Origin of the sequence: Streptomyces yerevanensis, assembly GCF_000716805.1 — a bacterium.
In the GTDB taxonomy this organism is placed as follows: Bacteria; Actinomycetota; Actinomycetes; order Streptomycetales; family Streptomycetaceae; genus Streptomyces; species Streptomyces flaveus.
In genome coordinates this window covers 13,625-38,293 of record NZ_JNWJ01000022.1, presented here as the reverse complement: position 1 = coordinate 38,293, position 24,669 = coordinate 13,625, and the positions used below count along the sequence as shown (strand labels likewise).

The window sequence follows — 24,669 nt, the reverse complement described above, 5'->3', positions numbered from 1 at the left end:
GCCGCCCACTAGTTTCTGTTCACGGTTCGGGTCACCCCCGCGACGACGGCTGTGGTGAGCACCCAGCCTGCGGCGATCAGCACGTAGGCCAGCCACTGGCGGACGCTCTCCGTCCAGTACCAGGCGGTGCGCTGCCCAAGACCACCGATGGGAATCAGCAGGTCGAGGGTGTAGACGAAGGGCTGGAACGGGGCGCCTTCACCTGGCTTCACCTGGGTAGGAGAGTGGGTCCCGAAGACCAGCGTGCCGAGCAGGGTCAGCGCAATGAGCCACACACCGGCCAACCACGGGCGGTAGCCGTAGCCAACGGTGGCATCCAGCAGATGACCCCACACGCGTCCGCCAGCGTGCAGCGTGCGGCGGCGGTGGCGCTGCTTCGCCAGGAGCACCCGGCGCGCGTCGCTGTCGTGGCCGATCTGCCGGTACCAGCCTGCCAGTTGCTCGTACGGCTGCGGGGCGTAGCCGGGATTCCGGCGGATCCATGCCAGGCGACGTGCGACCTCGTCCCTCGCGGGCGTCGTGTCTCCCGCAGTCGTTCCGTCTTCCCCTGCCACCCCGTCTTCCGCAGACTCCGTCTCCCCGAGACGGATGGAGCCGTACGTGAACCCTTCCAGCAGCACTTCCTCCGGCCAGGCACGCTCGCTGTCCTGGCACCAAATGGCATGCGCGGAGCGGAGATCCACCGTTCCCGAGGGCGGTGTGGCGGTCCTGAAGTCGAAGTCCCCTACGTGCATCGCTATGCACACCAGGGCGGTGCCGTCGCCCTTCAGATGTGCCCCCTCGAAGGTCAGCAGGTCCTCTATGCGAGCACTTCGCAACCGTACGGTCCCCTGCGCGGTGAATCCCTGGGAGCAGTCCACGGTCGAGGCGGCCACATGGCCTGCGGCGAGTGCGACGCCGTCGGCGTTCTCCAGCCGGGCGCCCTGCAGGAACAGGCCCCTGGGGAGGTGTGCGCCCGGCAGCCGCAGCCCGCCCTGCGTGGTCAGTCGCTCGGCGAAGACGCCGCCTTCCATGACGAGCCCGCCCGCGAGCACCGCCCACTCTCCGGGACCCGAGATCCTGGCGTCGGTCAGGATCAACTCCCCGGCCACCCGGGCGTTGATGAGTGTGAGTGAGCCGCCTTCGATGGTCGACCGCCTCAAGTCGAGGGCGCCGTCGATCCGGGCGATCCCGGCGTCGATCCCGGGAACCCAGCTGTTCGCGATCCTGATCGTCCGGGTCGTGGCCCCGTACAGGCTTACCGCCTCCTCCAGGCGGCAGTCCTCGAGCGAGAACGTGTGACAGATCTCCGCTCCTGACAGGTCGAGACGGCCGGAGATCCGCGCACCGGCGAGCCGCAGGGCGGCGACGACGCCGGCCCGCTCGTTGTTCGCGCCGAGCAGCAGCGCCGCCACGACAGCCGCGCGAACCGAGCGTTCCGGGCCCCACTGGGCACCCGCGTCGGGGGCGTCCGCCTCGGGCATGCCCGTACGCAGGTCCACTCGACGCCCCTCGGGGAAGGCGTCCCACAGCTCACGTTCCGGCTGGGTCAACTCATCGTATGAAAGCACCCATGCAGGGTAGTGACCTGCTCGTCCTCGGAGCTCGCCCTGCCCAACACCCCAAACACCACGGGCGAATGGTCGGCTACACCATCACGCGGGACGCCATCCGTGACGTTGCTGGGCTGCAGAGCGACCGGCGAGCCCTCCTCGGCATCCTGCAGCGCTTACATCGAGAGGCTTCGTGGATGGTCGGGCGTCTCTCGTGTCCCAGGCGGATTGCATCGAACACCCGCCGCTTCTTGCCATTTCTGACTGTGATTGAAGTGGCGGGGTTGGAGTGCTGTGCAGGGTGAGAGTCTGCACCGGCACTCCAGCGCTATTTCAGCACGTGCTGTCTGTTTCTGGTCGGACGAGATTTCCGCAGGCCCGCGACACTGCGGCCAGCAAAATTCGAACAAACCCGGGCCCAAGCCTGACCCACGGCGTGTTTGGGAGGCAGTCCCGTGCTCGACGCTGATCGTCCCGGCGGATTTGTCAGTGCCCGCTGCTAAACCAATTCCTGTAGCCCAGACCGCAGTTGGCGGTCTGCCGACAGGAGGAGGAATCAATGGCGAAGCCGCCCGAGGGATATCACAGGGTCCGCAGCCATAACCGTCGCAACCCGCGCCCGAGTGGGAAGAAATTGAGTGGCTGGACGATCGCAGGGCTGATCGCGGTGGTGTGGTTATGGAGCCAGCTCATCGGCTTCGGCGAGGCCTCTCCGACGAAGCCGGATGCGCCCACGCCGACCGTGTCGGCGAGTGTGGGCCGTTGATGGCCCGCCCTCGCCGGTCTCGGCTGCGCCCGCCCCGCGGCGGCAGGGAGCAAGCTGCCGCCGCAGCCGTCGCCTGCGCCGTGCTCTGGCTGCTGGCCAAGATCGCGGTGACCACCTGGCACGCGACTGTACGTGTCTGGCCGCTGCTCGCCCTCTTCGCCATCGTCGGCCTCGGGTACGCGGCCTGGCGGTTGGTGCGTGCGGTGCGAGCCCGGCGGGTGCGTGCCCAGATGCTGGCCCGGTTGCGGATCACACTCGCTCAGTTCGACGTCATGGACGACCAGGCCTTCGAGTTCGCACTACGTGACCTGCTCATCAGGGATGGCTGGCGTGCACGGCAGGTCGGCCGGCAGGGAGACCAGGCCGCCGACGTCATCGGTGAGGACCGGCGGCGAGGCAGGATCGTCGTACAGGCCAAGCACACCACCGTCGCGGGCAAGGTGGGCTCGTCGGTGATGTATCAGGTCAAGGGCACCGCCGGCCCAGTCCACGGCGCCGACATCGCGGTCGTCGTGACGAACGGCTCCTTCACCCGCGACGCCAAGGCATGGGGCGAACGCCATCAGGTGTACTGGGTCGACCGGGACCGGCTGCGCCGGTGGGCCGAGTACGGCACGCCGTTGCAGGACCTGCTGCGCCTGCCCAGCCGACCAGCTCCTAGGACGGCCTTTCGCCGAGCGGCATGAAAAACACCTGTCTGGCCGCTTCAGAAGCCGTCTCTCAACCGAACGGGAGGCGGCTGCCCGTGTGGTGTGTGAGCGCTCATCGGTTGGGCACCTTCGACGGCTTCTGTAGCCTGGCGTTGGTCGTGTGCCGGGGGGGGAGCTGAGCTGACCGTGGTGAACATCCTGTCCGTGGCCATCGGTGCCGGTTTCGGCCTCATAGGGGCCGTGTTCGGTTCTTGGTTCACCGCGCGCCGACAAGACCGCATGTGGCTTCGCGAACAGAAGCTCAAAGCCGGGATCGGCTTCAACACTGCTGTGACTCAGCTGATCGACTACCTCCGGGAAACACAGCTGAGTGACGACGGTGCTGGGGGCAACGAGCTGGCGGGCCGGATGCAGGAAGCCCGGTCGGCCCTCTACCTGGTGTGTGCCGACGACACCGTCGAACTAGCCGACACTCTCGCGCGTCGAGTCTGGAAGGCCCGGTCCAGCGAGGGCAGGGACGATCGCAGGGCCGAGCACCATGAGACGTTGGACCTCCTTCGCCGCTTTACCCATCAGCTCCGGCGAGAGATCGCCAGGACGTAGTCTCAGGCGAATCAGCGGTCGGGCCAGAAGAAGATGCCTGCGATGTGGAGTCCGGCCAGGTAGATGGTCGCGATCTTCTCGTAGCGGGTGGCGATGCCTCGCCACTGCTTCAAGCGGTTGATGCACCGCTCGACGGTGTTGGGCTGCTTGTATGTTTCGCGGTCGAAGGCCGGTGGCCTGCCGCCCCGGCTGCCCCGTTGCGGCCGTGGGCCTCCTGATCCGCCGGGACGGGGATCACAGTGCGGATGCCGCGCACCCCGGCGTGGTGGGCGGCTTCACCCTGACCGGATTCCCCCAACCCATGCCGTCCGTAGTGCTTTTGGAACACCTCAGCGGCGCGACGTACGTTGAGGGCGACGACGCGACGCCCTTCGCCAAGGCCTTCGAACGCATCCGTGCGACGGCGCTTCCTGTGGAGGACTCGCTCGCGAGGATCGCCGAGTTGGAAGAGGGCCACCGAAAGTGACCGACCCCAAGGCTGCGCTGTACGCATGCGACCTCACCGGGGCGATATGGCGCAAGGCATCCGCCAGCGGCGCGGAACACGACTGCGTCGAGATCGCCGACAACCTCCCCCGTCTCGTCCCCGTCCGCGACAGCAAGCACCCCACCGGCCCACTGATCACGTTCAGCCCTCAAGCCTGGCGCGCTTTCATCGCCCACCTGGACTGAACCCGACGACGCCCAGAGGCCCAACGCGGGCAATCGCCCCTGCCTGATGCCGTGACCGGAAACGTTCACCGGGTTGTGGCAGCAGAGCAGTGTGTGCCGATATTCGTTTCGTGCCGTGTGGGAAGCGCCTTACCGTGGCGCGGTGACGACTCAGGTGATCATTCTCAACGGTGGTTCCAGCTCGGGGAAGTCCGGGATCGTACGGTGTCTGCAGGCCGAACTGCCGGATCCGTGGCTGGCGTTCGGGTGCGACTCGTTCGTCGACGCCATGCCCGCGAAGATGCAGTCGTCGGACGAGGGGATCGTGTTCGCGGCGGACGGCGGGGTGAGCGTCGGGGCGGACTTCCGGGCGCTGGAGGCAGCCTGGATGGAGGGCGTCATGGCGATGGCCCGTGCGGGGGCCAGGGTCATCATCGATGACGTCTTCCTCGGCGGAGCGGCATCCCAGGAGCGGTGGCAGAAGGCTCTGGGTGGAATGGCCGCGTTGTGGGTCGGCGTCAGGTGTGAGAGCGCGGTCGCCGCAGGCCGTGAGGCCGCACGAGGCGATCGCACCCCGGGGATGGCCGCGTTGCAGGCGGACGTGGTTCACGAGGGCGTGGTCTATGACCTGGAGGTGGACACGACGCATACCGAGTCCCTGGTGTGTGCGCGAACCATCGCTGCCCACGTCAGCTGATCGTCGGATTGGCTCCCGCTGCCCAGCATCGAGACGACAAGGAGCACAGGATGACGGCCCGTCTGGGTTCATTGAACGAGTTCTGCTGGATGGACCTCAAAACCCGCGACTTGGCCGGCACAGTCAACTTCTTTTCGAAGACGCTGGGCTGGCGCTTCGCGGTGGACGAGGAGGACTGGCGCAAGGCCACCAAGATAGCCATCGACGGCCATCTGATCGGCGGCGTGAGTGACTTGGCGAACCCGGTCTACCCAGCGGGAACGCCCGCCCACATCGCCTACTATCTGGCAGTCGACGACGTCGATCGCCGTGCCGAAGCGGCGGCAGTGAACGGCGCTCGCCTTGTCGTGCCTCCCTTCGACGCGGGCGATCAGGGCCGCATGGCGACGTTGATCGATCCGGTGGGTGCGGCCTTCTCGCTGTGGCAGCCGCACCGCTTCACCGGGTGGAAGTTCCCGCACCACTCGGCGGGTGCTCCGCACCGCATGGTCCTGGCCTGCGAACAGCCCGACAAGGTCCGGCACTTCTACGGGAAGACTACTGGTGCCCCTCTGACCTGCGCCGATTTCATCGCCACACGCGGAACCAGTGCATCCGCCCCGCAGTGGGAACTCGCGGTCGAGGTCGGTGATCTGGATGGCGTCGTTGCCCGCGCACACGACCTTGGCCAAGACTCGGTTACCTGGTCCGAAGAGACCGGGGCTCGTGTAGTGCGGTTGAGCAGCCCCGAGGGGCTGACCTTTCAGGTTCGCCGCCTGGCCGCCCGTAGCAGTGAGCCTTTTCAGCGGTCCGCTCAAGGGTGAGAGCGGCGGCGGAGAATGACGACCGGGGCGCCCCTGGCTGGCGGGTGGGCGATGACTGTCGGGGTCGGTTCAGTTCCCGGTCGACCCGGTTGAGCGGGCGTATTCGGTGGGGGTTTGACCGTAGCGCTTCTTGAAGGCCCGGATGAAGTGGCTGCTGTCCGCGAACTGCCAGTGGGCGGCGAGTTCCGAGACGCTCAGCCGGGTGGCCGGGGCGGTGAGGGCGAGGCGGGCCTCTTCCAGTCGCCGCCCGCGGATGTAGGCGGTCACCGACTCTCCCTCCGCGGCGAACGCCCGCTGCAGGGTGCGTACGGAGACGTTGAGTTCACGCGCCAGCATCGCCGGAGACAGTTCGGGATCGGCGAGATGGCTGTTGGCGAGGTCTTTCGCGGCCTGGGCGAGCGCGGGCACCAGCCTGGGTTCCACGTCGTCGAAACGGCCCTGCGCCACCGCCTTGGCCAGCTCGATCATGGCGCTGTGGGCAGCATGCACACCGGCCGCGCCGAGGTCGGCGGCGGTCGCGTGGACCATATTCGTGTGGGCCACCAGCAGACGCAGCTCGGGGGAGTCCACCGGACCGGTGATGCTGCGATTCCTGAGCAGGGGTCTGAGCATCGCAGCAGGTAAGAAGATGAGCTTCGCCGTCGTGTGCGGCGCCGACTCGAAGTGCGACGGCCGGCCGACGTGCCGCAAGAGGAACTGCCCGGCCGGTATGGTCCGTTCGTCGCGACCGCGCGGGTCACTCACAGCCCATGCGCCGCGCCGTACCACCTGCATCCGCACCTGATCCTCGACGTTGCCCAGGATGGCATTTCCCCGGGCGGCTGACGCGCCGTGGACATCGACGATCACCACGTCGCGCACCCTGACGCCGCGGACCTTGACCCGAAAGTCTCCGATCGTGGCGGGACTCAGGTCCGGCAGCCGGAAGACGGCGCCGAGCTGCGTCTCCCACTCGCGCCGGAAGGCCTCGAATCCTCGCGGTAAGGCGCCCGGGGTGGTGGAGTCCACGGCGAACGACCCGCGCGACCCGTCGGCCTCCGTTCCAGTGCTGTTCATTGCGGTCGATCCGCCTCGCGTTCGGTTCGATACTCGGGCGCTGTCCAGTGGTGCGTAATGGTTGGCGCCTATGTTCTGTCCGGACGCTGCTGTGGTTCAAGTGGTTGCCGTGCCGACCTTCCTGAGCTCCGGGCCGGCGGAAGATCCGCCGACCGTGCGGTGCGTCGGGACGAGTCGCCACCCTCAGCTCAACTGGCCGTGCGGCGGATCCGCCCGGCGTAGTGCTTCTCCAGTTCCAGGTTGCCCTCGAAGCCGCCGGGGACGTTGGCCGAGACGTACACCGGCGGTCGTCGGTCGGCGGCCAGGAGGAGGGAGGTCGCCTCGGCGACGGCCATCTGGACCAGCATGACGCCGGTGAGAGTGGACAGGGCGCATACGGCGCCGCCGTCGGGGAGTTCGAGGAGGGCGTCGCCGGGCGGGGCCGCGTTGTCGAGGACGACGTCGGCGAGGTCGGCGAGTTTCTTGCCGCTGGGGTGGGAGGCGGGGACGGCTCGGGTGTGGGCGACCGAGGTGATGGCCAGGAGGCGGTGGCCCTGTTCCTTGGCGTGCAGGGCCATCTCCACGATCACGTTGTTCACACCGGAGTTGGAGATGATGACGAAGAGGTCCTCGGGGCGTGGGGCGGCGAGGTCGTAGATCCGCCGGGCGACACCGGACTTGCGCTCCAGAAGCGGGTCGTCGAGGACTCCGGCGTCTTCGCCGCCGTACAGGACGAGGTCGGCGATGCTCAGCCGGTTGGTGGGCACCAGGCCGCCGGCGCGGCCCGCGACCTCCAGGACGATGGCCTGGGAGTGCCCGGTGCCGAAGGCCTGGATGACGCCGTCCGCGCTCACGCAGTCGGCGATCAGCTCGGCGGCACGCCGCACCTCCTCGCGCGCGGACCCGGTGACCCGGTCAAGGACAGCCAGGCTCTCGCGCGCGAAGCCGTCGGCGCTCACGGAGCCGCCGTTCACGGACTCGACAGACAAGGGGTACTCCCCACCGGTGGCTGTAACCACCATCGCGTGCATCCGTACGTGAATGAATAAAACACACCTCGCGATCAGCGGGCAACCACGGGCGACATCCGCAGCCGCATCCCGCTCGCATCCATCGCCACGTCCGCCACCACGTCCGCTGGCACCCCGTACCCGCCGGTCCTGAATTTCAACAAGCCAGTTGTACGGTGGCTGTTACCTTCTCAGCGGCCAGTTTCAAGGAGATCGGATGCCCCCTACGGACGTCACCTCACTCATCCGCACCGAGCTGCCCCGGCTGGCCGGCTCCCTGCGGAAGGTGGGCGAGCTGATCCTGGAGGATCCGGCGAGCGTCACGCACGCCTCGGCCGCCGAGCTGGGCCGCAGGACCGGGACCTCGCAGGCGACGGTGACCCGTTTCTGCCGCGCCATCGGGCTCGACTCGTACCAGCATCTGCTGATCGAACTCGCCCAGGAACGCGGTCGCGGTGAGGTCTCCGACTGGGGCAGCGCCGAGATCGGCCCGGACATCTCCCCGGACGACGACCTCGAACGCGTCGTCCAGGTCGTGGGCAGCGCCGACCTGCGCGCGGTGCAGCAGACCATCGACCGGATCGACCTCGACGCGATGGAGCGCGCGGCCCAGGCCGTCGCCCGCGCCAGGCGCATCGACGTCTACGGCGTCGGCGGCAGCGGCGCGGTGGCGCAGGAGACCGAGACCCGGCTGTTCCGCATCGGCTGCTCGGTGCGCGGCTGGACCGAGGTGCACGCCGCGGCCACCTCCGCGGCCCTGCTCACACCGGCGGACGTCGCCATCGGCATCTCGCACTCGGGAGCCACCCGCGAGACCATCGAGCCGTTCGAGCTCGCCAAGGAGCGCGGTGCCACGACGGTGGCGATCACCTCCGACCCGCGCTCGCCGCTCGCCAAGGCCGCCGACATCCGGCTCACCTCCACCTCTTCGGAGACCATCTTCCCCGGGCGCACCGGCAGCATCGGCGGCCGGCACTCGGTGCTGGTACTCATCGACTGCCTGTACGTACGGGTCGCCCAGCTCTCCTACCAGCGGGCGAGCGCGTCGCTGGCGCTGACCGACCACATCACGCCGCAGCATGCGGTGAAGACGCGCCGTACCCGCTGAGCGCCCGGCTGGAGGTGCAGTGATTCGGCTGCGGGCCGGTGGGGGCTGGTCGCGCCCACACGGCGGAGCCGCACATTGACACAGCCCCGCGCCCCTGTTGAGGGGCCTACGGCCCTCAACAGGGGCGCGGATACTGCACCGGAGGCCCGCGTAGGCGCATCCTGCATGGATGAACCACCAACAACACGCACGCATGGTTGTTTGAACCATCCCTCCGGTGTCAGGATGTGGCTCCGCCGAGCCCTCTCGTAGGAGACCCATGCGCGTCACCTCTGTCGAGTCGACCGAGCTTTTCGTCGGAACCACCGATCAGCCGCGCCAGGTGGTCGCCGTCGAGCTGAGCCACCTCCCCGGCCGGACCGTCCGCCTCACCGTCGAGGGTCCCGGCGTGACCGGCGAGACCGAGGCCACCGCTGCCGAGGACGGCACCGTGCGCGCCGAGATCCCCGTGGTCACCGAGCCCGGGCTCGCCGTCGGCGAGCGTCGCGAGATCACGGTGACAGTCGCCGACGAGGACCAACTCGCCCGCCATACCGGTGAGTTCACCGTCGCCGAGCCCGGCTGGACCATGTTCATGGTCAGTCACTTCCACTACGACCCCGTCTGGTGGAACACCCAGGCCGCGTACACCGAGACCTGGGACGTCGCCGACGACCCCGCCTCCACCGGCCTCCCGGCCCGTACCTTCGATTCACGCGGCCAGTCCGGGATGAGCCTGGTGCGGGCCCACTGCGATCTGGCGCGGCGCGATCCGGCGTACACCTTCGTGCTCGCGGAGGTCGACTACCTCAAGCCGTACTGGGACGCCTTCCCGGAGGAGCGCGCCTTTCTGCGCGAACTGATCCGCACCGGTCGCGTGGAGATCATGGGCGGTACGTACAACGAGCCCAACACCAATCTCACCGGCGCCGAGGCGACCGTACGCAACGCCGTGTACGGCGACGGCTTCCAGCGAGCCGTCATGGGCGCGTCCCCGGAAACCGCCTGGCAGTTGGACGCCTTCGGGCACGATCCCCAGTTCCCGGGGCTGATGGCGGACGCGGGGCTGAGCTCCAGCTCATGGGCGCGTGGGCCCTTCCACCAGTGGGGGCCGACACTGTCCGTCTTCGGGGAGGAGCCGCGGGATCCGAACCGGATGCAGTTCCCGGCGGAGTTCTCGTGGATCGCTCCTTCGGGGCGCGGGCTGTTGACCGCGTACATGGTCAACCATTACGGGGCGGGCTGGGCGATCGACAACGCGCCGACGCTGCCCGAGGCGGAAGCCGCCGCGTACAAGCTGTTCAAGGGGCTCAAGCAGGTGGCGCTCACGCGCAATGTGCTGCTTCCGGTCGGCGGGGACTACGCGCCGCCGTGCCGTTGGGTGATGGACATCCACCGGAACTGGAACGCCCGTTACGTCTGGCCCCGCTTCGTCAGCGCGATCCCGAGGGACTTCTTCGCCGCCGTACGTGCGCAGCTCGACGAGGAAGGTCGCAAGGCCTCGCCGCAGACGCGGGACATGAACCCCGTCTACACCGGCAAGGACGTCTCGTACATCGACACCAAGCAGGCGCAGCGGTACGGGGAGACGCTGCTCGCCGACGCGGAGGCGTGGGCGACGCTCGCCTCGATGGTCACCGGGCATCCGTATCCGGACGCGGCGCTCGACAAGGCGTGGCGGCAGCTGATCTACGGCGCCCATCACGACGCCGTCACCGGCTCCGAGTCCGACCAGGTCTATATCGACCTGCTGACGGGCTGGCGGGAGTTGTACGACCTGGCCGAGACCGTGCACGCCGACGCGACCGATGCACTGGCCCAGCAAGTGACCCAACTGCCCAGCGGCGACCCGGACTTGGTGGTCTTCAACTCCGCCACCTGGGAGCGGCGGGACGTGCTCACCGTGGCCGACCCGGGTCTCGTACCGCTCGACGACACGGGTCTGCCGCTGCCTGCCGTACGCGACGAGGACGGCCGACTGCGCGTGGTCGTACCGCAGGTGCCGGGCATGGGCCTGCGCGCCCTGCCGCTCGCCGAGGGCTCCGTGGCCGGGTGGACGCCGGGCGAGGGGACGACGATCCGCAACGAGTTCTACGAGGTGACCGTCGATCCGGCGCGCGGCGGGGGCGTGAGCGGCTTGCGCGCGCTGGCGGAGGGCGGCCGCGACCTGCTGAGTGCCGGGGACATCGGCAACGAACTGGTCGTACAGGAGGAGTACCCGAGGCACCCGCGTTTCGGTGAGGGCCCCTGGCATCTCACGCCGACCGGCACGACCGCCGCCCGCAGTGGCGAGGTGACCGCCGACGTGCGGGTCGAGCACTCCCCCGCCGGATCCCGTATCACCGTCACCGCGGATCTCGGCCTCTTCCGCTACACACAGCGGCTGTGTCTGTGGAAGGGGGTCGCTCGGCTGGACGTGTCCACCACCATCAACGGTTACGACGGGGCCGACCGGCTCATCCGGGTGCGGTGGCCGTCGGATGTGCGGGGCGGGCTGCCGGTACATGAGGTGGCGGACGCGGTGATCGGGCGCGGGTTCGGATTCGTCGACGTCGACAGCGAGCAGTTCCCCTGGACGCTGGACAACCCGGCCAACACGTGGTTCGCGCTCGGCTCCACCGCGCGGACCGAACTCCGGGACGACACGGGCACGTTGCTCGGGCACCGGTCGATCGGGATCGCCGAGTTGATCTACGGCTCCTGGGAGGAGGCCGGCGAGCTCGGGGCCCCGCTCGCGGCGGCCCTCGTCCGCGCGGGCGTCACGGCGACCTCGACGATCGCGGACGGTCCCCGGTACGGCGATCTGGAGGTCGACTCCAACCTCCCCGACATCCGTATCGCCGTCGGCGCTCCCGACCGCAACTCCGTGGTCGCCGAGGCGCTGGGCTGGGACCCGGCCGCCGGGCGCGAGCTGCGGCGGCAACTGGCCGAGCAGGGTGTCGCGGCGGTGTGGGTCGCGCCGCGTGCGGGGCTGCGCGAGGAGTGGGTGCCGGGGGCGGACCTCCGTGACCTGGAGCGGCTGCCGCTGCTCGTGGTGGCGGGTGCCCGCCCCGAGGACGACGCGAAGGCGGTCGCCGAGCTGGTGGCCGACCTGGAGGACGCGACGGTACGGGCCACCGCGGCGGGCGGCGGTGAGGCCCTGCCGCCGGGTGACGCCTGGGACGGCCGCAGCTTCGCCGTCCTCAACCGCGGCACGCCGGGCTGCGTGGTCACGTCCTCCGGCGATCTCTACATGTCCCTGATGCGCTCCTGCACCGGCTGGCCCTCGGGCATCTGGATCGACCCTCCGCGCCGTACCGCCCCCGACGGCTCGTCCTTCCAGCTCCAGCGCTGGTCCCACACCTTCGAGTACGCGGTGATGGGCGGCGAGGGCGACTGGCGCGAGCTTCAACTCCCGCAGGCCGGCCATGAGTTCAACCATCCACTCACGGCGCGGCTGCGTGCCGGCCAGGCGGCGGATGACGACTCCGTACTGCCGAGGCGGACGGCTCTGCTGGGGCTTGAGCCGGAGGGCAGGGTGCTCCTCGACGCGCTCAAGCCGCTCGGCTCCCCGCTGGCCCGGGGCAGCGTGACACCGTCCGACCCGAGGCGTGGGATCGCGGTGCGGATGCATGAGGTGTCGGGCCGGCCGGTGCGGGCGCGGGTGCGTGGGCCGCTGCCGTGGACGGGCGGTTCTCGGGCCGACGTCCTGGAGACGCCGGGGGAACCACTGGTCCCGGAGGACGGTGTCCTCGGTGTCGGGCTGACCGGGTTCGAGGTCGCCACGGTGCTGGCGACACCTGGGGACGGCTCCCCCAGCGCGACGCAGGGTCCCGGGACCGCCGCGTACGAACCCGCTCAACCCGTCCCCACCCGGTACTGGCTGCACAACTCCGGCCCCGCACCGCGCGGGAACATGCCCGTGACCGTGTACGTCTCGCCGAGCACTCTCACCGTCGACGGACCCGTCACCGCGACCGTGCGGGTCGCCTCGGAGCTCACCGACTCCCCGGTGTCGGTCGACGTGACCCTCCACGTACCGCCCGGCTGGGTCGCCGAGCCCGCCCGGCTGCCGTACGCACTGGGTCCCGGCGGATTCACCCTCGCCGAGTGCACCGTGACGCCCGCCCCCGATGCCGTACCCGGCCGGCACTGGCTCGCCGCGCGGCTGTCGTACGGCGGGCAGGTGTACGAGGATGTCGTGGCCCTCGATGTGCCGGGCACGGTCCCGGAGGGCGAGCCGGACGGGCGTACTGGCCCAACCCTCGTGTCCCGGCTGGGAGTTGAGCGGGTCAGTGTGCGCAGGGGTGAGCGGGGGCGGGTTCCGGTGAGCGTGCGGAACACGACCCGTGGTCCGATCGCTGGAACCCTGTGGGCCGTTTCCTCGTGGGGCACCTGGCCCGGGGTGGGACCTGGTTGCCAAGGGTTCACGGTCGCGCCCGGGGAGCAGGTGGAGCGCGTCATCGAGGTGGACGGCGGGGCGGTGCCGCCGGGCTCGTACTGGCTGATGGCGAAGGTCGCCTGGCACGGCAGCGTCGCGTACTCCGAGGCCGTTCCGCTGGAGGTGACGCCGTGACGCATGTGCACCCGCCCGACGGTGCCGCCGCCGTGGTGCACGGCGAGATCCTCGCCGAGGAACGGGTGGACGCGCTGTTGGAAGCCGTACCGGCGCGGGATCGCGAGACGCGCCCTGATGCGCTCGCGCGTGCCGAACGCCAGCGCCGCCGCTGGGCCACCCAAGTCGTCGTCGCCGACGAACTCGCCCGCCGCGCCTGCACCGAGCGCGGCCTCGAGCCCTCTGCTCAGGCCGCGCCCCACGTACTCGCCGTGGACGAGGCCGACGTCGCCGACCTCGGGAGCATCGTCGCGGTCGTACTCGCCTACTCCCCCGCCGCACGCACCCTGCTGGCCCAACTCGCGGACGAGCAGGACCTTCCCGAAGCAGCCGTACGGGACTACTACGACCGCAACCGGGACCGCTTCCTCACCCAGGACGCCCTGCGGCGAGGAGTCGACCCCTTCGGCGGCGCGGCACCGGCGGACTTCCTGCCGTACGCGGACGTACGGGAGGGCATCGCCCACGGCCTGCGACAGGCGGCGGGCCGGCGCGCCTTCTTCGCCTGGCTGGACCGGGCCCGCGCCGGTGTGGTGTACGCCGTCGGCCACGAACACCCGGGCGACCCCTCGCACCCGGACCACGAGCACCGTCACTGACCGAGGGCACTGACGGACACCGACCGGCACCCGACGCCCGGCATCCGACTGCCGACGACCACGAGCCGGAACCCAAAAGCAACACGGCAGCCCATTGACCTCCGATGAATTTTGGTCCACATTTTCATCAATCGGAGTCCAAGTTGGTGAATTGAACCAGCACATCCCCAGATACCTGTTCGCAGGAGGGCATCCCATGCGTGCGAGAAGACTGACCGGATCCGTGGCTGCAATCGTCGTACTGTCCCTGACAGCCGCCGGCTGCGGCCTCGGCGGCTCGGACGGCGGCGAGGCCACCGCCGGCGGCTGCAAGGTCGACGAGGGCAATGTCGGCTCGGGGAAGCTCACCGGCGACGTCAAGGGCGACATCACCTTCCAGACGACCAACGTGAAGAAGGACTTCGGGGACTACTTCAACGGCGTCATCAAGGCCTTCGAGAAGGCCAACCCGGACACGAAGATCAAGTGGATCGACGACCCGGGCGACGCCACCTTCACCCAGCGGCTGGTCGCCGACGCGCAGGGCTGCACCCTCCCGGACGTCGTGAACATCAACGTCAACACGGCGATCGCGCTGACGAAGAACGGCTACCTGCTCAACCTGGACAAGAAGGCGCCGGACGCGGGCAAGCCGTTCACGGACGCGATGTGGAAGTCCACCACGTACGCCGACGCCGAGGGCAACAAGGTGCACAGCGTGCTGCCCTGGTACTCCGGCGGCATCCTGCAGACCTTCAACACCGAGCTGATGGAGAAGGCGGGCCTGGACCCGGCCAAGCCCGCGACCACGGTCCTCGGTCTGTTCGCCGACGCCGAGAAGGTCGCCAAGGCCTCCGACGGCGACTACTACGCCTTCCTCGCCAACCCGCAGCACCACATCCCCGCCCACTGGCAGCAGATGGGTATCGAGGTGCTGTCCTCCGACGGCAAGAAGTTCACCTTCGCCGACGACCCGAAGACCGTGCAGTGGGTCGAGGCCATGACCAGCCTCTACAAGGCCGGCGGGATGCCCAGGGACTCCCTCTCCTCCACCCAGGACCCAGCCAACGTCTACGGCCAGGGCAAGCTGGTCTACGGCCCCACCAACCCCAACTTCCTGCGCTTCATCCAGCAGAACAACCCGACCGTCTACGAGAAGACCGGCGTCGCCCCCTACATGCTGGACGCACTCGGCCACACCGTCGGCGCCCCGCAGTACGTCGGTGTCGCCTCCACCAGCAAGAACGCCTCGACCGCGCTGGCCTTCGCACAGTTCCTGACGAACGCGCAGAACCAGCTGGAGTGGGCGAAGGACCCGAACGTCGTCATCTTCCCCTCCACCACCGAGTCGTTGAAGGACCCCTTCTTCCAGAAGGTCGAGGGCACCGACCCCTTCTCCGAGGCCCGGAAGATCGTCGCCGATGACCGCCAGACCTCGACGGCCGACGAAATCGCCCTCACACCGGGCGAGTTGAACGCCATCGTGGCCCAGATACAGCTGGCGATGCAGGGCAAGAAGAGCGCCCAGGACGCCCTCGACGAGGCCCAGTCCAAGGCCAACGAGCTGATCGAGCAGGGCAGCTGACCCATGGCCGTACGCCCCCTACGCACTCTCGACAAGGCGCCCGCCCCCACCTCCCCGGGGGCGGGCGCCCCGCGCCCCGGCGCTTCCCCCTCACCACACCCGCCGGGGCCGCTGCGCCGCGCCCTCCGCTCCGTGACGCCCGGCCCGGCGCCGGACGCGGGGGGCGCGGCGCTCTACCGCAAGTGGTGGCTGCCCTGGCTGTGGATGGCCCCGGCCGTCGTCGGCGTCACGGTCTTCGGAGTGTGGCCGTTCCTCAACACGCTCATCCTGTCCTTCACCGACGCCAAACCCCTCGGCGGCGCCGCGGGCTTCGTGGGCCTGGACAACTACACCCGGATGTTCGGCGACTCGGACTTCTGGCTCGCCACCCGCAACAGCCTGCTGTACGCGGTGATCGTCGTCCCCCTGATGGTGCTGCTGCCGCTGACGCTGGCCGTGCTGGTCGAGAAGAACCTGCCCGGCATCGGCTTCTTCCGCTCTGCCTTCTACACCCCCGTCCTCGCCTCCAGCGTGGTCGTCGGCCTGAGCTGGCAGTGGCTGCTGAGCGACCAGGGCCTGGTCAACACCTGGCTGCAGAAAGGCCACTTGATCAAGGAAGCCATCCCCTTCCTGTCCGACTCGTGGCTGATCCTGCTGTCGGCGATGGGCCTGACGATCTGGAAGGGCCTCGGCTGGTACATGATCTTCTACCTGGCCGCCCTCGGGAACGTCCCGAAGGAACTGCACGAGGCCGCCGCCGTGGACGGCGCGGGCTCCATCCGCCGCTTCTGGCACATCACCATGCCCGGCGTACGTACGTCGATGATGCTGGTCGGCACTCTCACCGGCATCGGCTCACTGCGGGTCTTCACCGAGATCTACATGCTCGGCGGCTCCACCGGCGGCCCCGGCGGCGCCGACCGCACGCTCCCCTTCTACATCCGCGACGTCGGCCTCGACCCGCTCACCGGCAACGCCGGCTACGGCGCCGCCGTCTCCGTCGCCCTCTTCGCACTCACCCTGGGCCTCACGCTGCTGGCACAGCGCCTGACGAAGGAGGACGAAGCATGACGACGACAGCTGTCGTGAAACGCCGACGCCTGATGCCCCGCTGGCGGGACTACGGCCGCCCCCGCGAACTCATCGTCCGCTACCTGCTGTTGCTGTTCGTCCTGGGCATCACCGTCGGCCCGCTGCTGTGGCAGCTGCTGTCGTCCCTCAAGGGCGCGGGCGAGGACGTCTTCGGCGCGGGCGCCTCCCTCTTCCCCCGCGACCCGTCCCTGCGGGCGTACCGCCAGGTCTTCGATCAGGTGCCGGTGTGGACGTACATCAGGAACAGCTTCTTCGTCGCGGTCATCTCCATCACCAGCCAGCTCGTCTTCTCCACCATGGCCGGCTACATGCTCTCCAAGCCCGCCTGGAAGGGCCGCAAGCTGGTGTGGGTGCTGCTGATGGCGTCCATGATGTTCCCCTTCGAGTCGATCATGGTGTCGCTGTTCCTCAGCATCCGCGACCTGGGCCTGGTCGACAACCTCGTCGGCGTCTGGCTGCCCGGCTTCGTGGCCGCCATCAACGTACTGATCATGCGCGCGGCGTTCCTCGCCGTACCGCGCGAGATCGAGGACGCGGCGATGCTGGACGGGGCGGGCGAGTGGAAGCGGTTCCGGTACCTGTACCTGCCGTCGGCATACGGCGCGATCCTCGTCGTCACCATCAACACCTTCATCAGCGCCTGGGACGACTTCCTCTGGCCCCTGATCGTGCTGCGCTCGGAGGAGCACTTCACGCTGACGCTGGGTCTGGCGCGGCTGTCGTCCTCGTCGTTCGGGTACGACCAGCGGATGGTGATGGCGGGGTCGGTGATCTCGGTGATTCCGGTGCTGATTCTGTTTGTGATCACGCAGAGGTGGTTCTATCGGGGGGTTTCCTCGGGGGCCGTGAAGCTCTGAGTCGGTGCGGTGGTCAGCGCCTCCCGCGCCGACTCGGCGACGCGGAACTCGACCACCGTGCCGTGCAGGTCGGCGCCGAGCGAGAACGTGACCGTGCGGGTCTCGCCCGGCGCCAGGTCGACGGCCTGGAAACCGTGCAGTTCCAGCGTGCGCGGCCAAACGGGGGTACTGGTACGCAGACGACGCAGGTAGAGCTGGGCGACCGAACGGCCATGACGCTGGCCTGTGTTGGTGATGTCGGCCTCCACGGTGCGCCCTGACAGCCGCGGTGGGCCGTACGCGAAGGTCGTGTACGACAGCCCGTGCCCGAAGGAGTACAGCGGCTCGGCGCTTTCGTCCACGTAGGAGCCGTACTCGGTGTCCTTGTGGTTGTAGTAGACGGGGAGTTGGGCCGCCGAGCGCGGGACGGAGACGGGGAGGCGGCCGACCGGTTCCGCGTGCCCGAGCAGCACCTCGGCGATCGCGTCTCCTCCCCACGGGCCCGGATACCAGGCGGTGAGCAGCGCCGCCGCGAGGTCCGCCGCCTCCGGAACGGCGTGGGGGCGCCCCTGCACCAGGACCACGATGGCAGGGGTGCCGGTTGCCGAGACGGCGCGCAACAGCTCGTACTGCGCCTCGCCGAGCCGCAAGCCGGCGAGGTCGACGCCCTCGCCGCAGGTCATCTCGGAACCGGTTTGTTGTGCTGCCCCGTTGGCGGCGAAGCCGGTCTCAGGGGTACGGGCGCTGCTGCCGCCGAGTACGAGCACGGCCAGGTCGGACTCGCGGGCCAGGGCGACGGCTTCGGGTATGCCGGAGGTGTCGCCGCCGGTGAGGGCGCAGCCGCGCGCGTGGCGTACGTCCGTGCCGGGCAGGGCGAGCCGCCGCAGCCCGTCGAGCACGCTCGTGCCGGTGCCGGGGCGTTGCGGGGCCGTGTAGTCGCCGAGTTGGTGCGCGGTGGTGGCGGCGTGCGGGCCCAGGACGGCGATACGGGTCGCGGTCGGGGGGATGGGGAGGACGCCGCTGTTGTTGTGGAGGAGGGTGACTGCGGCTCGGGCGAGGGCGGTGCTCAGTGCTCTGCCGCGGGCTGCGGAAGGAGGCGCCAACTGGTCTGCGGCGTAGGAGTCGTAGGGGCGTTCGAAGAGGCCGAGGCGGAACTTCAGGTGGAGGACCCGGGTGACGGCGGCGTCCAGGGTGTCCTCGCGTACGAGTCCCCGCTCGACCGCCTCCTCCATGTGCGTGAAGCCCTCGTCCCACAGGCTCAAGTCCACACCCGAGTTCAGGGCGAGGGCGCCCGCCGAGACCGGGTCGCCGGTGATCCGGGCCAGCCGGTCCACGGCCAGCCCGTCCGCCATGACCAGGCCCTCGAAGCCCCAGCGGTGGCGCAGGAGTTCGTCGAGCAGGTGGCGGTTGGCGGAGCACGGGATGCCGTCGACCTCGTTGTACGCGGCCATCACGGCGGCGGCTCCGGCGCGTATGCCGACCCTCGCGGCGGGGAGGTGGATCTCATGCAGCTCCCGTGGCCCGAGTTCGGACTCGGCGGAGTTGCGGCCGCCGATGGTGGCGCCCTGGCCCGCGAAGTGCTTCAGCACGACGGGGGCCTTGTCGGAGGCGAAGAGATCCCCGGGGTTCCCCTGCATGCCGCGTACGAGCGCCTCGGTGAGACGGGATGCGAGGTACGGGTCCTCGCCGAAGCACTCCTCAGTACGGCCCCAGCGGGGGTCGCGGGCGATGTCCAGTGCGGAGACGAGCGCCAAGTGGCCGCCGCGGGAACGGAGTTCGGCCGCCGCGTGGGCGGCGGCCTGCTCGTACAGCTGGGGGTTCCAGGTGGCTCCGACGGCCAGGTTCACGGGGAAGACGGTGCCGTCCAGGGCCATGTGGCCGTGGGGGACCTCCTCGACGAACAGGGCGGGTATGCCGAGCCTGCTGTTGTCGACGACGTGACGCTGCACCAGGTCGGCGAGCGCTGCGCTGTCCGCGGCGTCGGCTCCGGTGGCGTGGTCGACACCCGACCAGGCGTCGGCTCGCAGCAGTCCGTAGAGGGCGCCGAGGCCGGCGAAACGCTCGGTTTCGGCGTACAGCGCCTCGGTGAGCTCGAACCCGGACGGAGTACGGCGGTAGGCGTCCCAGCCGTACATCCGCTGGTTGAGCTGGCCGACCTTCTCGCGCAGGGTCATTCGGCTGAGCAGGTCGCGGGTACGGGCTTGGATGGGGGCGGTGGGGTTGCGGTAGAGGGCAGTCCGGTTGGGGGTCAGCATGCGGCTGGCCGCTTTGTTGCCGGGTCGAACTCGCGCTCCAGCCGGGCCAGCGCCACAGCGCCACCGCAGCCGTCCGTCACCCGGTCGACGTCCAGCCCGAGCTCGCCCAGGCTGCGATGCACGGCCTCCGTAAGAGGCCCTCCCGCGCCGAGCAGCCCGCCGGTGGCAACCAGCCGTTCCCCCGGGCGGCAGCCCAACGCACGTACCGTCTCGGTGAGTTGATCGGCCGCCTCGCGCAGAATGGCCGTGGCGACGGCATCCGTACCGCGGGCCGCCTCGCTCACCAACGGTGCGAGCCCGGCGAGCCGGATCGGAGGCTCCGCCATGACCGCGGGCAGCAGCCGCATGCGATACGCCTCGCGCTGTCCCCGGGACGTGAAGGCGAGCCCTTCCGCCTCACCACCGCCCGGCAACACGTCGTCCGGAAGCCCGTACGCCCGGCCGACCAGGGCAGCCAGCACCGTAGAACCACCCCGCCCATCCGCCATACGCAGCGCCGAACGCACCGCCTCGCGCCCGATCCAGAAGCCGCTGCCGTCGTCGCCGAGGAGCCAGCCGTCACCGCCCGCGGTGGCGGTGCAGCGGCGGTCGGTGATGCGGGCCGCGACCGCGCCGGTGCCGGCGACCAGGGCGAGGCCGTCCGCGGGGGTGCCGGGCGCGGAGGCGAAGGCGGCCTCGATGTCGCTGTAGACCTCGACCGATACGGCGGCGATGCCCAGCCGCCGCAGCGCCGAGGTGAGGGCGGAGTGGGCGTTGAGCCGGCCGGGCTCGTCCACGGCGGTCCGCGAAGCACCCGCGAACCCGCCCGCCACCGCCACCACCCGGCCGCGCAGCCCTTCTGGCACGGCCTGTGCGACTGCCTCGGCAAGGTGGTCGGTGAGCTGAGGCACCGGGACGGTCAGGGCGTTGCCCGGTCCCGCGGCGCCCTCACCCCGCGGAAGGCCGTCGCGCACGGACGCCAGAACGGCGCGCGTACGGGTGCCGCCCGCGTCCAGGCCGACCATGAGATCCCGGTTCAAATCATTGTTCATTGGCAACCATGGTGGTTGATACATTCGCCCGAGACAAGGTCCGGCAAGGGTCCGACGAGATCCGACCGTTCCGGACGAGAACCGACGGGTTCCGACGGGCCCGACCGGAGGAGGCCCTCATCAACACTCCCACCGCGCCCGCGAACCTGCGCTTCGGCGTCAACTACACCCCCCGACGCGGCTGGTTCCACTCCTGGCACGACTTCGACCCGGCGCACGCACGCGAGGACCTGGCGCAGATAGCGGGCCTGGGCCTCGACCACGTACGGATCTTCCACCTCTGGCCGCTTCTCCAGCCGAACCGCACGCTCATCCGCACCGCCGCCGTCGACCAACTGGTGCGCCTGGTCGACCTGGCTGCCGAGGCGGGCCTCGACGTACTCGTGGACGGCATCCAGGGCCACCTGTCCAGTTTCGACTTCTACCCGGAGTGGACCCGCAGCTGGCACCACCGCAACGTGTTCACCGACCCCGAGGCCATCGAGGCCCAGGCCGAACTGCTACGGGTCCTGGGCCGCGCCCTGGCCAGCCGCCCCAACCTCCTCGGCCTCCAGCTCGGCAACGAGCTCAACAACCTGGTCGAACACAACCCGGTCACCCCCGACCAGGTGGACCACTACCTCGACACGCTGCTGACCGCCGCCCGCTCCGGACTGGGCGCGAAAGGCCTGGTCACCCACTCCGCATACGACGCCGCCTGGTACGGCGACGACCATCCCTTCACCCCCGAGGCCTCCGCCCGCAAGGGCGACCTGACCACCGTCCACCCCTGGGTGTTCTCCGCCAACTGTGCACGCCGCTACGGCCCCTGCTCCCCGCAGGTCCAGCACCTCGCCGAGTACGGGGTGGAACTCGCCAAGGCGTACGCCACCGAACCGGCCCGCCCGGTCTGGGTTCAGGAGACCGGAGCGCCCGAGCCGCACATCCCCGCGCCCGACGCCCCGGATTTCGCCCGCGCGACCGTCCTGAACGCGGCCGACTGCACGGACCTGTGGGGCGTGACCTGGTGGTGCTCCCACGACGTGGACCGCTCCCTCACCGACTTCCCGGAACTGGAGTACACCCTGGGCCTCTTCGACTCCACGGGCCGCACCAAGCCCATCGCCTCAGCTCTCGCCGACGCGGTGGCAAAACTGCGCACCGGCTCACACCAAGCACAGCCCCGCGACACCGCCCTGGTCCTGGACTGCACACCCGCGACCCGTTCCGTGTCCGGCCCGGGCGGCGCGTACTTCGAGGAGTGGATGCGACTGCGGGTCGAGGGGGTACGCCCGGCGGTGGTGAGGGCGGCATGGGCGGACGATGCGGAGTACTTGAGTGCGCGAGGCATCAGGGAACTCATTCGGATGCCGTGACTTCACCTGGCGTACTGGCACCGCGACCCCATGACCCCTGTCGCGCGAATCGTGAACACACGGCAGAGGAATGCCATTCAGGCACTCAAACGAGCACTGCGTGAACACAAGCGGGAGAAGTGCTCACGCTGTGCGACTCACTCTGGGTCCGCCCCGCCCCGACCCGCCCTGGCGGTCGCGCACCGGCGACATCGGCATGGCGGCCAGGCGCCCGATCCCAACGGCTCACCAGCTCGTCTCCAGGTGCGCACCGCCCGCCCTCATCTGTGTGATACCGAGGTCTGACGGGATCCGCCGACAGGGGTACGCCCAAGTAACCCTGGAGCCGGACGTGTTGTGGAGAACCAGGGCCTAGCTTCGACTGCATGATCCCCAGACATCGCAGAGCCGCTGTGGCCAGTCTGCTCACCCTGGCCCTGTCTGCGCCGCTTTTGGGCGCCACACCGGCCGACTCCGTCAACCCCGCGCAGATTGCGGCCCAAGTCCCGTACAGCAGCGGGTTAGAACTACCGCCCCCCACCGGTCAGTACCCCGTGGGCCGCCGCACCCTGCACTTGGTCGACCGGAACCGCACCGACCCATGGGTGCCGACGGCCGGTAACCGGGAGCTAATGGTGACGGTGTCCTACCCAGCACGCTCGGCGAGTGGATCACCGGCGGCATACATGACCGACGAGGAGGCGCAGCTCCTCTTGGAGGCGAGAGGACTCGGCGGCGTCGTACCCCGCGAAACGGTTGCCCGCGCGCGTACCCATGCTCAGGTGGGCGCCCGTCCGGTGCCGGGACATTTCCCCATGGTGCTGCTCTCCCCGGGATTCTCGATGCCGCGCACCACACTCACCTCGATCGCCGACGATCTCGCGAGTCGCGGCTACGTCGTTGCCTCGGTGGACCACGCGTACGAATCCGTCGGCACTGCCTTCCCCGGGGGCCGGATGCTGACCTGTATGGCCTGTGAACGGGTCGACACTCCGGAAGAGCAGGCCGTCGTCGTGCGCGGCCGGGCCAAGGACATGTCCTTCGTGATCAGCGAGTTGACCAACGGCCGACGGGCCGGGGCACTGTCCCATGTGATCGACCCGAGCCGAATCGGAATCGGAGGGCATTCGATCGGGGGTGCGGCCGCCGCGGCCACCATGGCCGCCGACCGCCGCGTGCGGGCGGGGGTCGACCTGGACGGTAACTTCTTCCTGCACCCTGCTGCGGCGGGCCTTGGTAAGCGCCCGTTCATGATGCTCGGCGCCGAGTCCACCCACAGCCCCAGCAGCCCGACCACCGACTGGGCCCAGGCGTGGAAGCATCTGAACGGCTGGAAACGCTGGCTGACTGTGACCGGCGCTGAGCACTTTTCCTTTACGGACCTGCCGTATCTGGCCGCGCAGTTGGACCTGAAGGACCCTGCCATACCGCTGTCCGGAGAACGCGGGTGGCGCATAACCCGCGACTACGTGTCAGCCTTCTTCGACCTTCACCTGCGGGGCATACCGCAGCCGCTCCTCGACGGCCCGAAGGCCACGCATCCTGAGGTCGCATTCCAGCAGCCGTGACCTGGCGTCCGATATTCGTGCCGCGACCGCATAGGTCAGCCAGGTCGCTCACGCGCCGCTCTTGGAGCATGCAGTCGAACAGGGTTCCTGGTCGGGTGATCATCCGGGAGTACGCGCATGAGGGCAGGGCCTCTCGGCAGCTCGGGGACGCGAATCTGGCCGAGCAGTGCCGGGAGGCCCTGTTGTCGTGTGTGTCGGGCCGGAGACAGCACTCCGGGAGTGACGCAGGTCAAACCAGGTGACCCTGGAGGGCGGCGATCACGGCCAGGGCCGCCAAGCAGGCCACGGGCCCGAGCAGGGCGAACCGCGCGGATCGCGCGAGGCGACGAACGCCGGGGGCAAGGGACGTTGGGCACGTTCCGTTGCGAGAGGCGGGAACGGAGGGCTGCCCCTGCGCACATCGGAACCCAAACACAGGGACGGCCGATTCCAGGAGATCAGTGCGTTCCAGCTAGGGCCTGTTCTGAGTTGAGATCACGGGATCGGTCATTCCCGCTTCAGGAGGGTGCTGGCTGCGGTAGACCGGTGGCGTGACTCGTGGTGATCTGACTGATGCCGAGTGGGAGTTGATCGAGCCGCACCTGCCGCTGGGGGCGTTCGGACCGATTCCTGACCTGCGCAGCTACTTCAACGCGGTGATGTGGCGGTTCCGTACCGGCAGTCCCTGGCGGGATGTGCCGGAGAGCTACGGCTCCTGGTCGACGATCTATGACCGGGTCGACGATCTATGACCGGTTCCGGATGTGGGCGCGTGACGAAGTCTTCCAGACCCTCATGGAAGCGATGATCGCCGAGGCGGCGGCCCGCGACGACGTCGATCTCAGCCTGGTCAGCGTGGACTCGACCGTTGCCCGCGCGCATCACCACGCGGCGGGCATGGTGGTCGAACCGGAGCTCCTTGAGGACTTGGAGAAGGCCGTGGCGGAGGAAAAGGGGCTGCGGCAAAGGGGCAAAACGATCCCGTAGGCGAGGGGGCCGCGGAC

22 protein-coding genes and 1 pseudogene are annotated in these 24,669 nt (G+C 69.4%); 17 read left to right on the top strand and 6 right to left on the bottom strand.

Annotation, left to right across the window (positions count from 1 at the left end; all coding sequences use genetic code 11):
• Positions 1–8: 8 nt before the first annotated feature.
• Positions 9–1,550 carry a hypothetical protein gene (locus OP79_RS23485; RefSeq protein ID WP_033322565.1) on the bottom strand — a complete coding sequence of 514 codons (1,542 nt, stop codon included), beginning with the start codon at positions 1,548–1,550 and terminating at the stop codon, positions 9–11.
• 541 nt (positions 1,551–2,091) lie between these two features.
• On the opposite strand from OP79_RS23485, the gene OP79_RS52050 reads away from it, so the two are divergent.
• From OP79_RS52050 to OP79_RS23475, 3 genes are all read left to right on the top strand, one after another.
• The gene (locus OP79_RS52050) at positions 2,092–2,298 is read left to right on the top strand and encodes a hypothetical protein (protein WP_078491965.1); all 207 of its coding nucleotides are present in this window, start codon (positions 2,092–2,094) and stop codon (positions 2,296–2,298) included.
• A complete protein-coding gene (locus OP79_RS23480; RefSeq protein WP_033322564.1) occupies positions 2,298–2,984 on the top strand; it encodes a restriction endonuclease in 687 nt (228 codons plus the stop codon). The genes OP79_RS52050 and OP79_RS23480 overlap by 1 nt, the downstream gene beginning before the upstream one ends.
• A 150-nt stretch (positions 2,985–3,134) precedes the next feature.
• Positions 3,135–3,551 (top strand): hypothetical protein, encoded by a 417-nt coding sequence (locus OP79_RS23475; protein ID WP_033322563.1) that lies wholly within the window; start codon positions 3,135–3,137, stop codon positions 3,549–3,551.
• 11 nt (positions 3,552–3,562) lie between these two features.
• On the opposite strand, the pseudogene OP79_RS55355 reads toward OP79_RS23475, so the two are convergent.
• Positions 3,563–3,804: pseudogene (locus OP79_RS55355) on the bottom strand (IS5/IS1182 family transposase); the annotation flags it as partial.
• A gap of 48 nt (positions 3,805–3,852) precedes the next feature.
• Here OP79_RS55355 and OP79_RS58575 point away from each other — a divergent pair.
• The 4 genes from OP79_RS58575 to OP79_RS50530 all read left to right on the top strand — a co-directional run bounded on the left by OP79_RS58575 (position 3,853) and on the right by OP79_RS50530 (position 5,702).
• Positions 3,853–4,017 (top strand): hypothetical protein, encoded by a 165-nt coding sequence (locus tag OP79_RS58575; protein WP_425428594.1) that lies wholly within the window; start codon positions 3,853–3,855, stop codon positions 4,015–4,017.
• A complete protein-coding gene (locus OP79_RS23460; protein WP_051744853.1) occupies positions 4,014–4,223 on the top strand; it encodes a DUF397 domain-containing protein in 210 nt (69 codons plus the stop codon). Before OP79_RS58575 ends, OP79_RS23460 begins: the two co-directional genes overlap by 4 nt.
• Before the next feature lie 142 nt (positions 4,224–4,365).
• A complete protein-coding gene (cpt, locus tag OP79_RS23455; protein ID WP_033322560.1) occupies positions 4,366–4,899 on the top strand; it encodes a chloramphenicol phosphotransferase CPT in 534 nt (177 codons plus the stop codon).
• A 50-nt stretch (positions 4,900–4,949) separates the two neighbouring features.
• Entirely contained in the window at positions 4,950–5,702 is a 753-nt protein-coding gene (locus tag OP79_RS50530; protein WP_051744852.1) for a VOC family protein, read from the top strand.
• Between the two features lie 69 nt (positions 5,703–5,771).
• On the opposite strand, the gene OP79_RS57110 is transcribed toward OP79_RS50530, so the two are convergent.
• A complete protein-coding gene (locus OP79_RS57110) occupies positions 5,772–6,758 on the bottom strand; it encodes a helix-turn-helix domain-containing protein (protein WP_051744851.1) in 987 nt (328 codons plus the stop codon).
• 188 nt (positions 6,759–6,946) lie between these two features.
• Positions 6,947–7,711 carry a sugar isomerase domain-containing protein gene (locus tag OP79_RS23440; RefSeq protein ID WP_425428597.1) on the bottom strand — a complete coding sequence of 255 codons (765 nt, stop codon included), beginning with the start codon at positions 7,709–7,711 and terminating at the stop codon, positions 6,947–6,949.
• 253 nt (positions 7,712–7,964) lie between these two features.
• On the opposite strand from OP79_RS23440, the gene OP79_RS23435 reads away from it, so the two are divergent.
• The 6 genes from OP79_RS23435 (at position 7,965) to OP79_RS23410 (ending at position 17,519) form a co-directional block, all read left to right on the top strand.
• Positions 7,965–8,855 carry a MurR/RpiR family transcriptional regulator gene (locus OP79_RS23435; protein WP_033322558.1) on the top strand — a complete coding sequence of 297 codons (891 nt, stop codon included), beginning with the start codon at positions 7,965–7,967 and terminating at the stop codon, positions 8,853–8,855.
• A 259-nt stretch (positions 8,856–9,114) separates the two neighbouring features.
• On the top strand, positions 9,115–13,389 hold the full coding sequence (locus tag OP79_RS23430) for a glycoside hydrolase family 38 N-terminal domain-containing protein (RefSeq protein WP_033322557.1): 4,275 nt from the start codon (positions 9,115–9,117) through the stop codon (positions 13,387–13,389).
• Positions 13,386–14,027 (top strand): peptidyl-prolyl cis-trans isomerase, encoded by a 642-nt coding sequence (locus OP79_RS23425; RefSeq protein WP_211270848.1) that lies wholly within the window; start codon positions 13,386–13,388, stop codon positions 14,025–14,027. Before OP79_RS23430 ends, OP79_RS23425 begins: the two co-directional genes overlap by 4 nt.
• A gap of 196 nt (positions 14,028–14,223) precedes the next feature.
• Positions 14,224–15,591 carry an extracellular solute-binding protein gene (locus OP79_RS23420; protein ID WP_033322556.1) on the top strand — a complete coding sequence of 456 codons (1,368 nt, stop codon included), beginning with the start codon at positions 14,224–14,226 and terminating at the stop codon, positions 15,589–15,591.
• 3 nt (positions 15,592–15,594) lie between these two features.
• The gene (locus tag OP79_RS23415) at positions 15,595–16,641 is read left to right on the top strand and encodes an ABC transporter permease subunit (RefSeq protein ID WP_245685428.1); all 1,047 of its coding nucleotides are present in this window, start codon (positions 15,595–15,597) and stop codon (positions 16,639–16,641) included.
• A complete protein-coding gene (locus OP79_RS23410; protein ID WP_033322555.1) occupies positions 16,638–17,519 on the top strand; it encodes a carbohydrate ABC transporter permease in 882 nt (293 codons plus the stop codon). Before OP79_RS23415 ends, OP79_RS23410 begins: the two co-directional genes overlap by 4 nt.
• Here OP79_RS23410 and OP79_RS23405 read toward each other — a convergent pair.
• Positions 17,483–19,753 carry a glycoside hydrolase family 3 N-terminal domain-containing protein gene (locus OP79_RS23405; protein WP_033322554.1) on the bottom strand — a complete coding sequence of 757 codons (2,271 nt, stop codon included), beginning with the start codon at positions 19,751–19,753 and terminating at the stop codon, positions 17,483–17,485. The two genes, OP79_RS23410 and OP79_RS23405, sit on opposite strands and share 37 nt — an antisense overlap.
• Positions 19,747–20,784, bottom strand: a complete 1,038-nt coding sequence (locus OP79_RS23400; protein WP_033322553.1) for an N-acetylglucosamine kinase — start codon at positions 20,782–20,784, stop codon at positions 19,747–19,749. The genes OP79_RS23405 and OP79_RS23400 overlap by 7 nt, the downstream gene beginning before the upstream one ends.
• 8 nt (positions 20,785–20,792) lie before the next feature.
• On the opposite strand from OP79_RS23400, the gene OP79_RS23395 reads away from it, so the two are divergent.
• From OP79_RS23395 to OP79_RS54055, 4 genes are all read left to right on the top strand, one after another.
• A complete protein-coding gene (locus tag OP79_RS23395) occupies positions 20,793–22,139 on the top strand; it encodes a glycoside hydrolase 5 family protein (protein WP_033322552.1) in 1,347 nt (448 codons plus the stop codon).
• 365 nt (positions 22,140–22,504) lie between these two features.
• Positions 22,505–23,686, top strand: coding sequence for an alpha/beta hydrolase family protein (locus tag OP79_RS23390; RefSeq protein ID WP_033322551.1), 1,182 nt, complete (start codon positions 22,505–22,507; stop codon positions 23,684–23,686).
• A gap of 530 nt (positions 23,687–24,216) precedes the next feature.
• The gene (locus OP79_RS54060; protein WP_106972461.1) at positions 24,217–24,417 is read left to right on the top strand and encodes a transposase; all 201 of its coding nucleotides are present in this window, start codon (positions 24,217–24,219) and stop codon (positions 24,415–24,417) included.
• Complete coding sequence (locus tag OP79_RS54055; RefSeq protein ID WP_106972460.1) at positions 24,395–24,652, top strand: hypothetical protein; 258 nt, start codon at positions 24,395–24,397, stop codon at positions 24,650–24,652. Before OP79_RS54060 ends, OP79_RS54055 begins: the two co-directional genes overlap by 23 nt.
• The last annotated feature ends 17 nt before the right edge of the window (positions 24,653–24,669 follow it).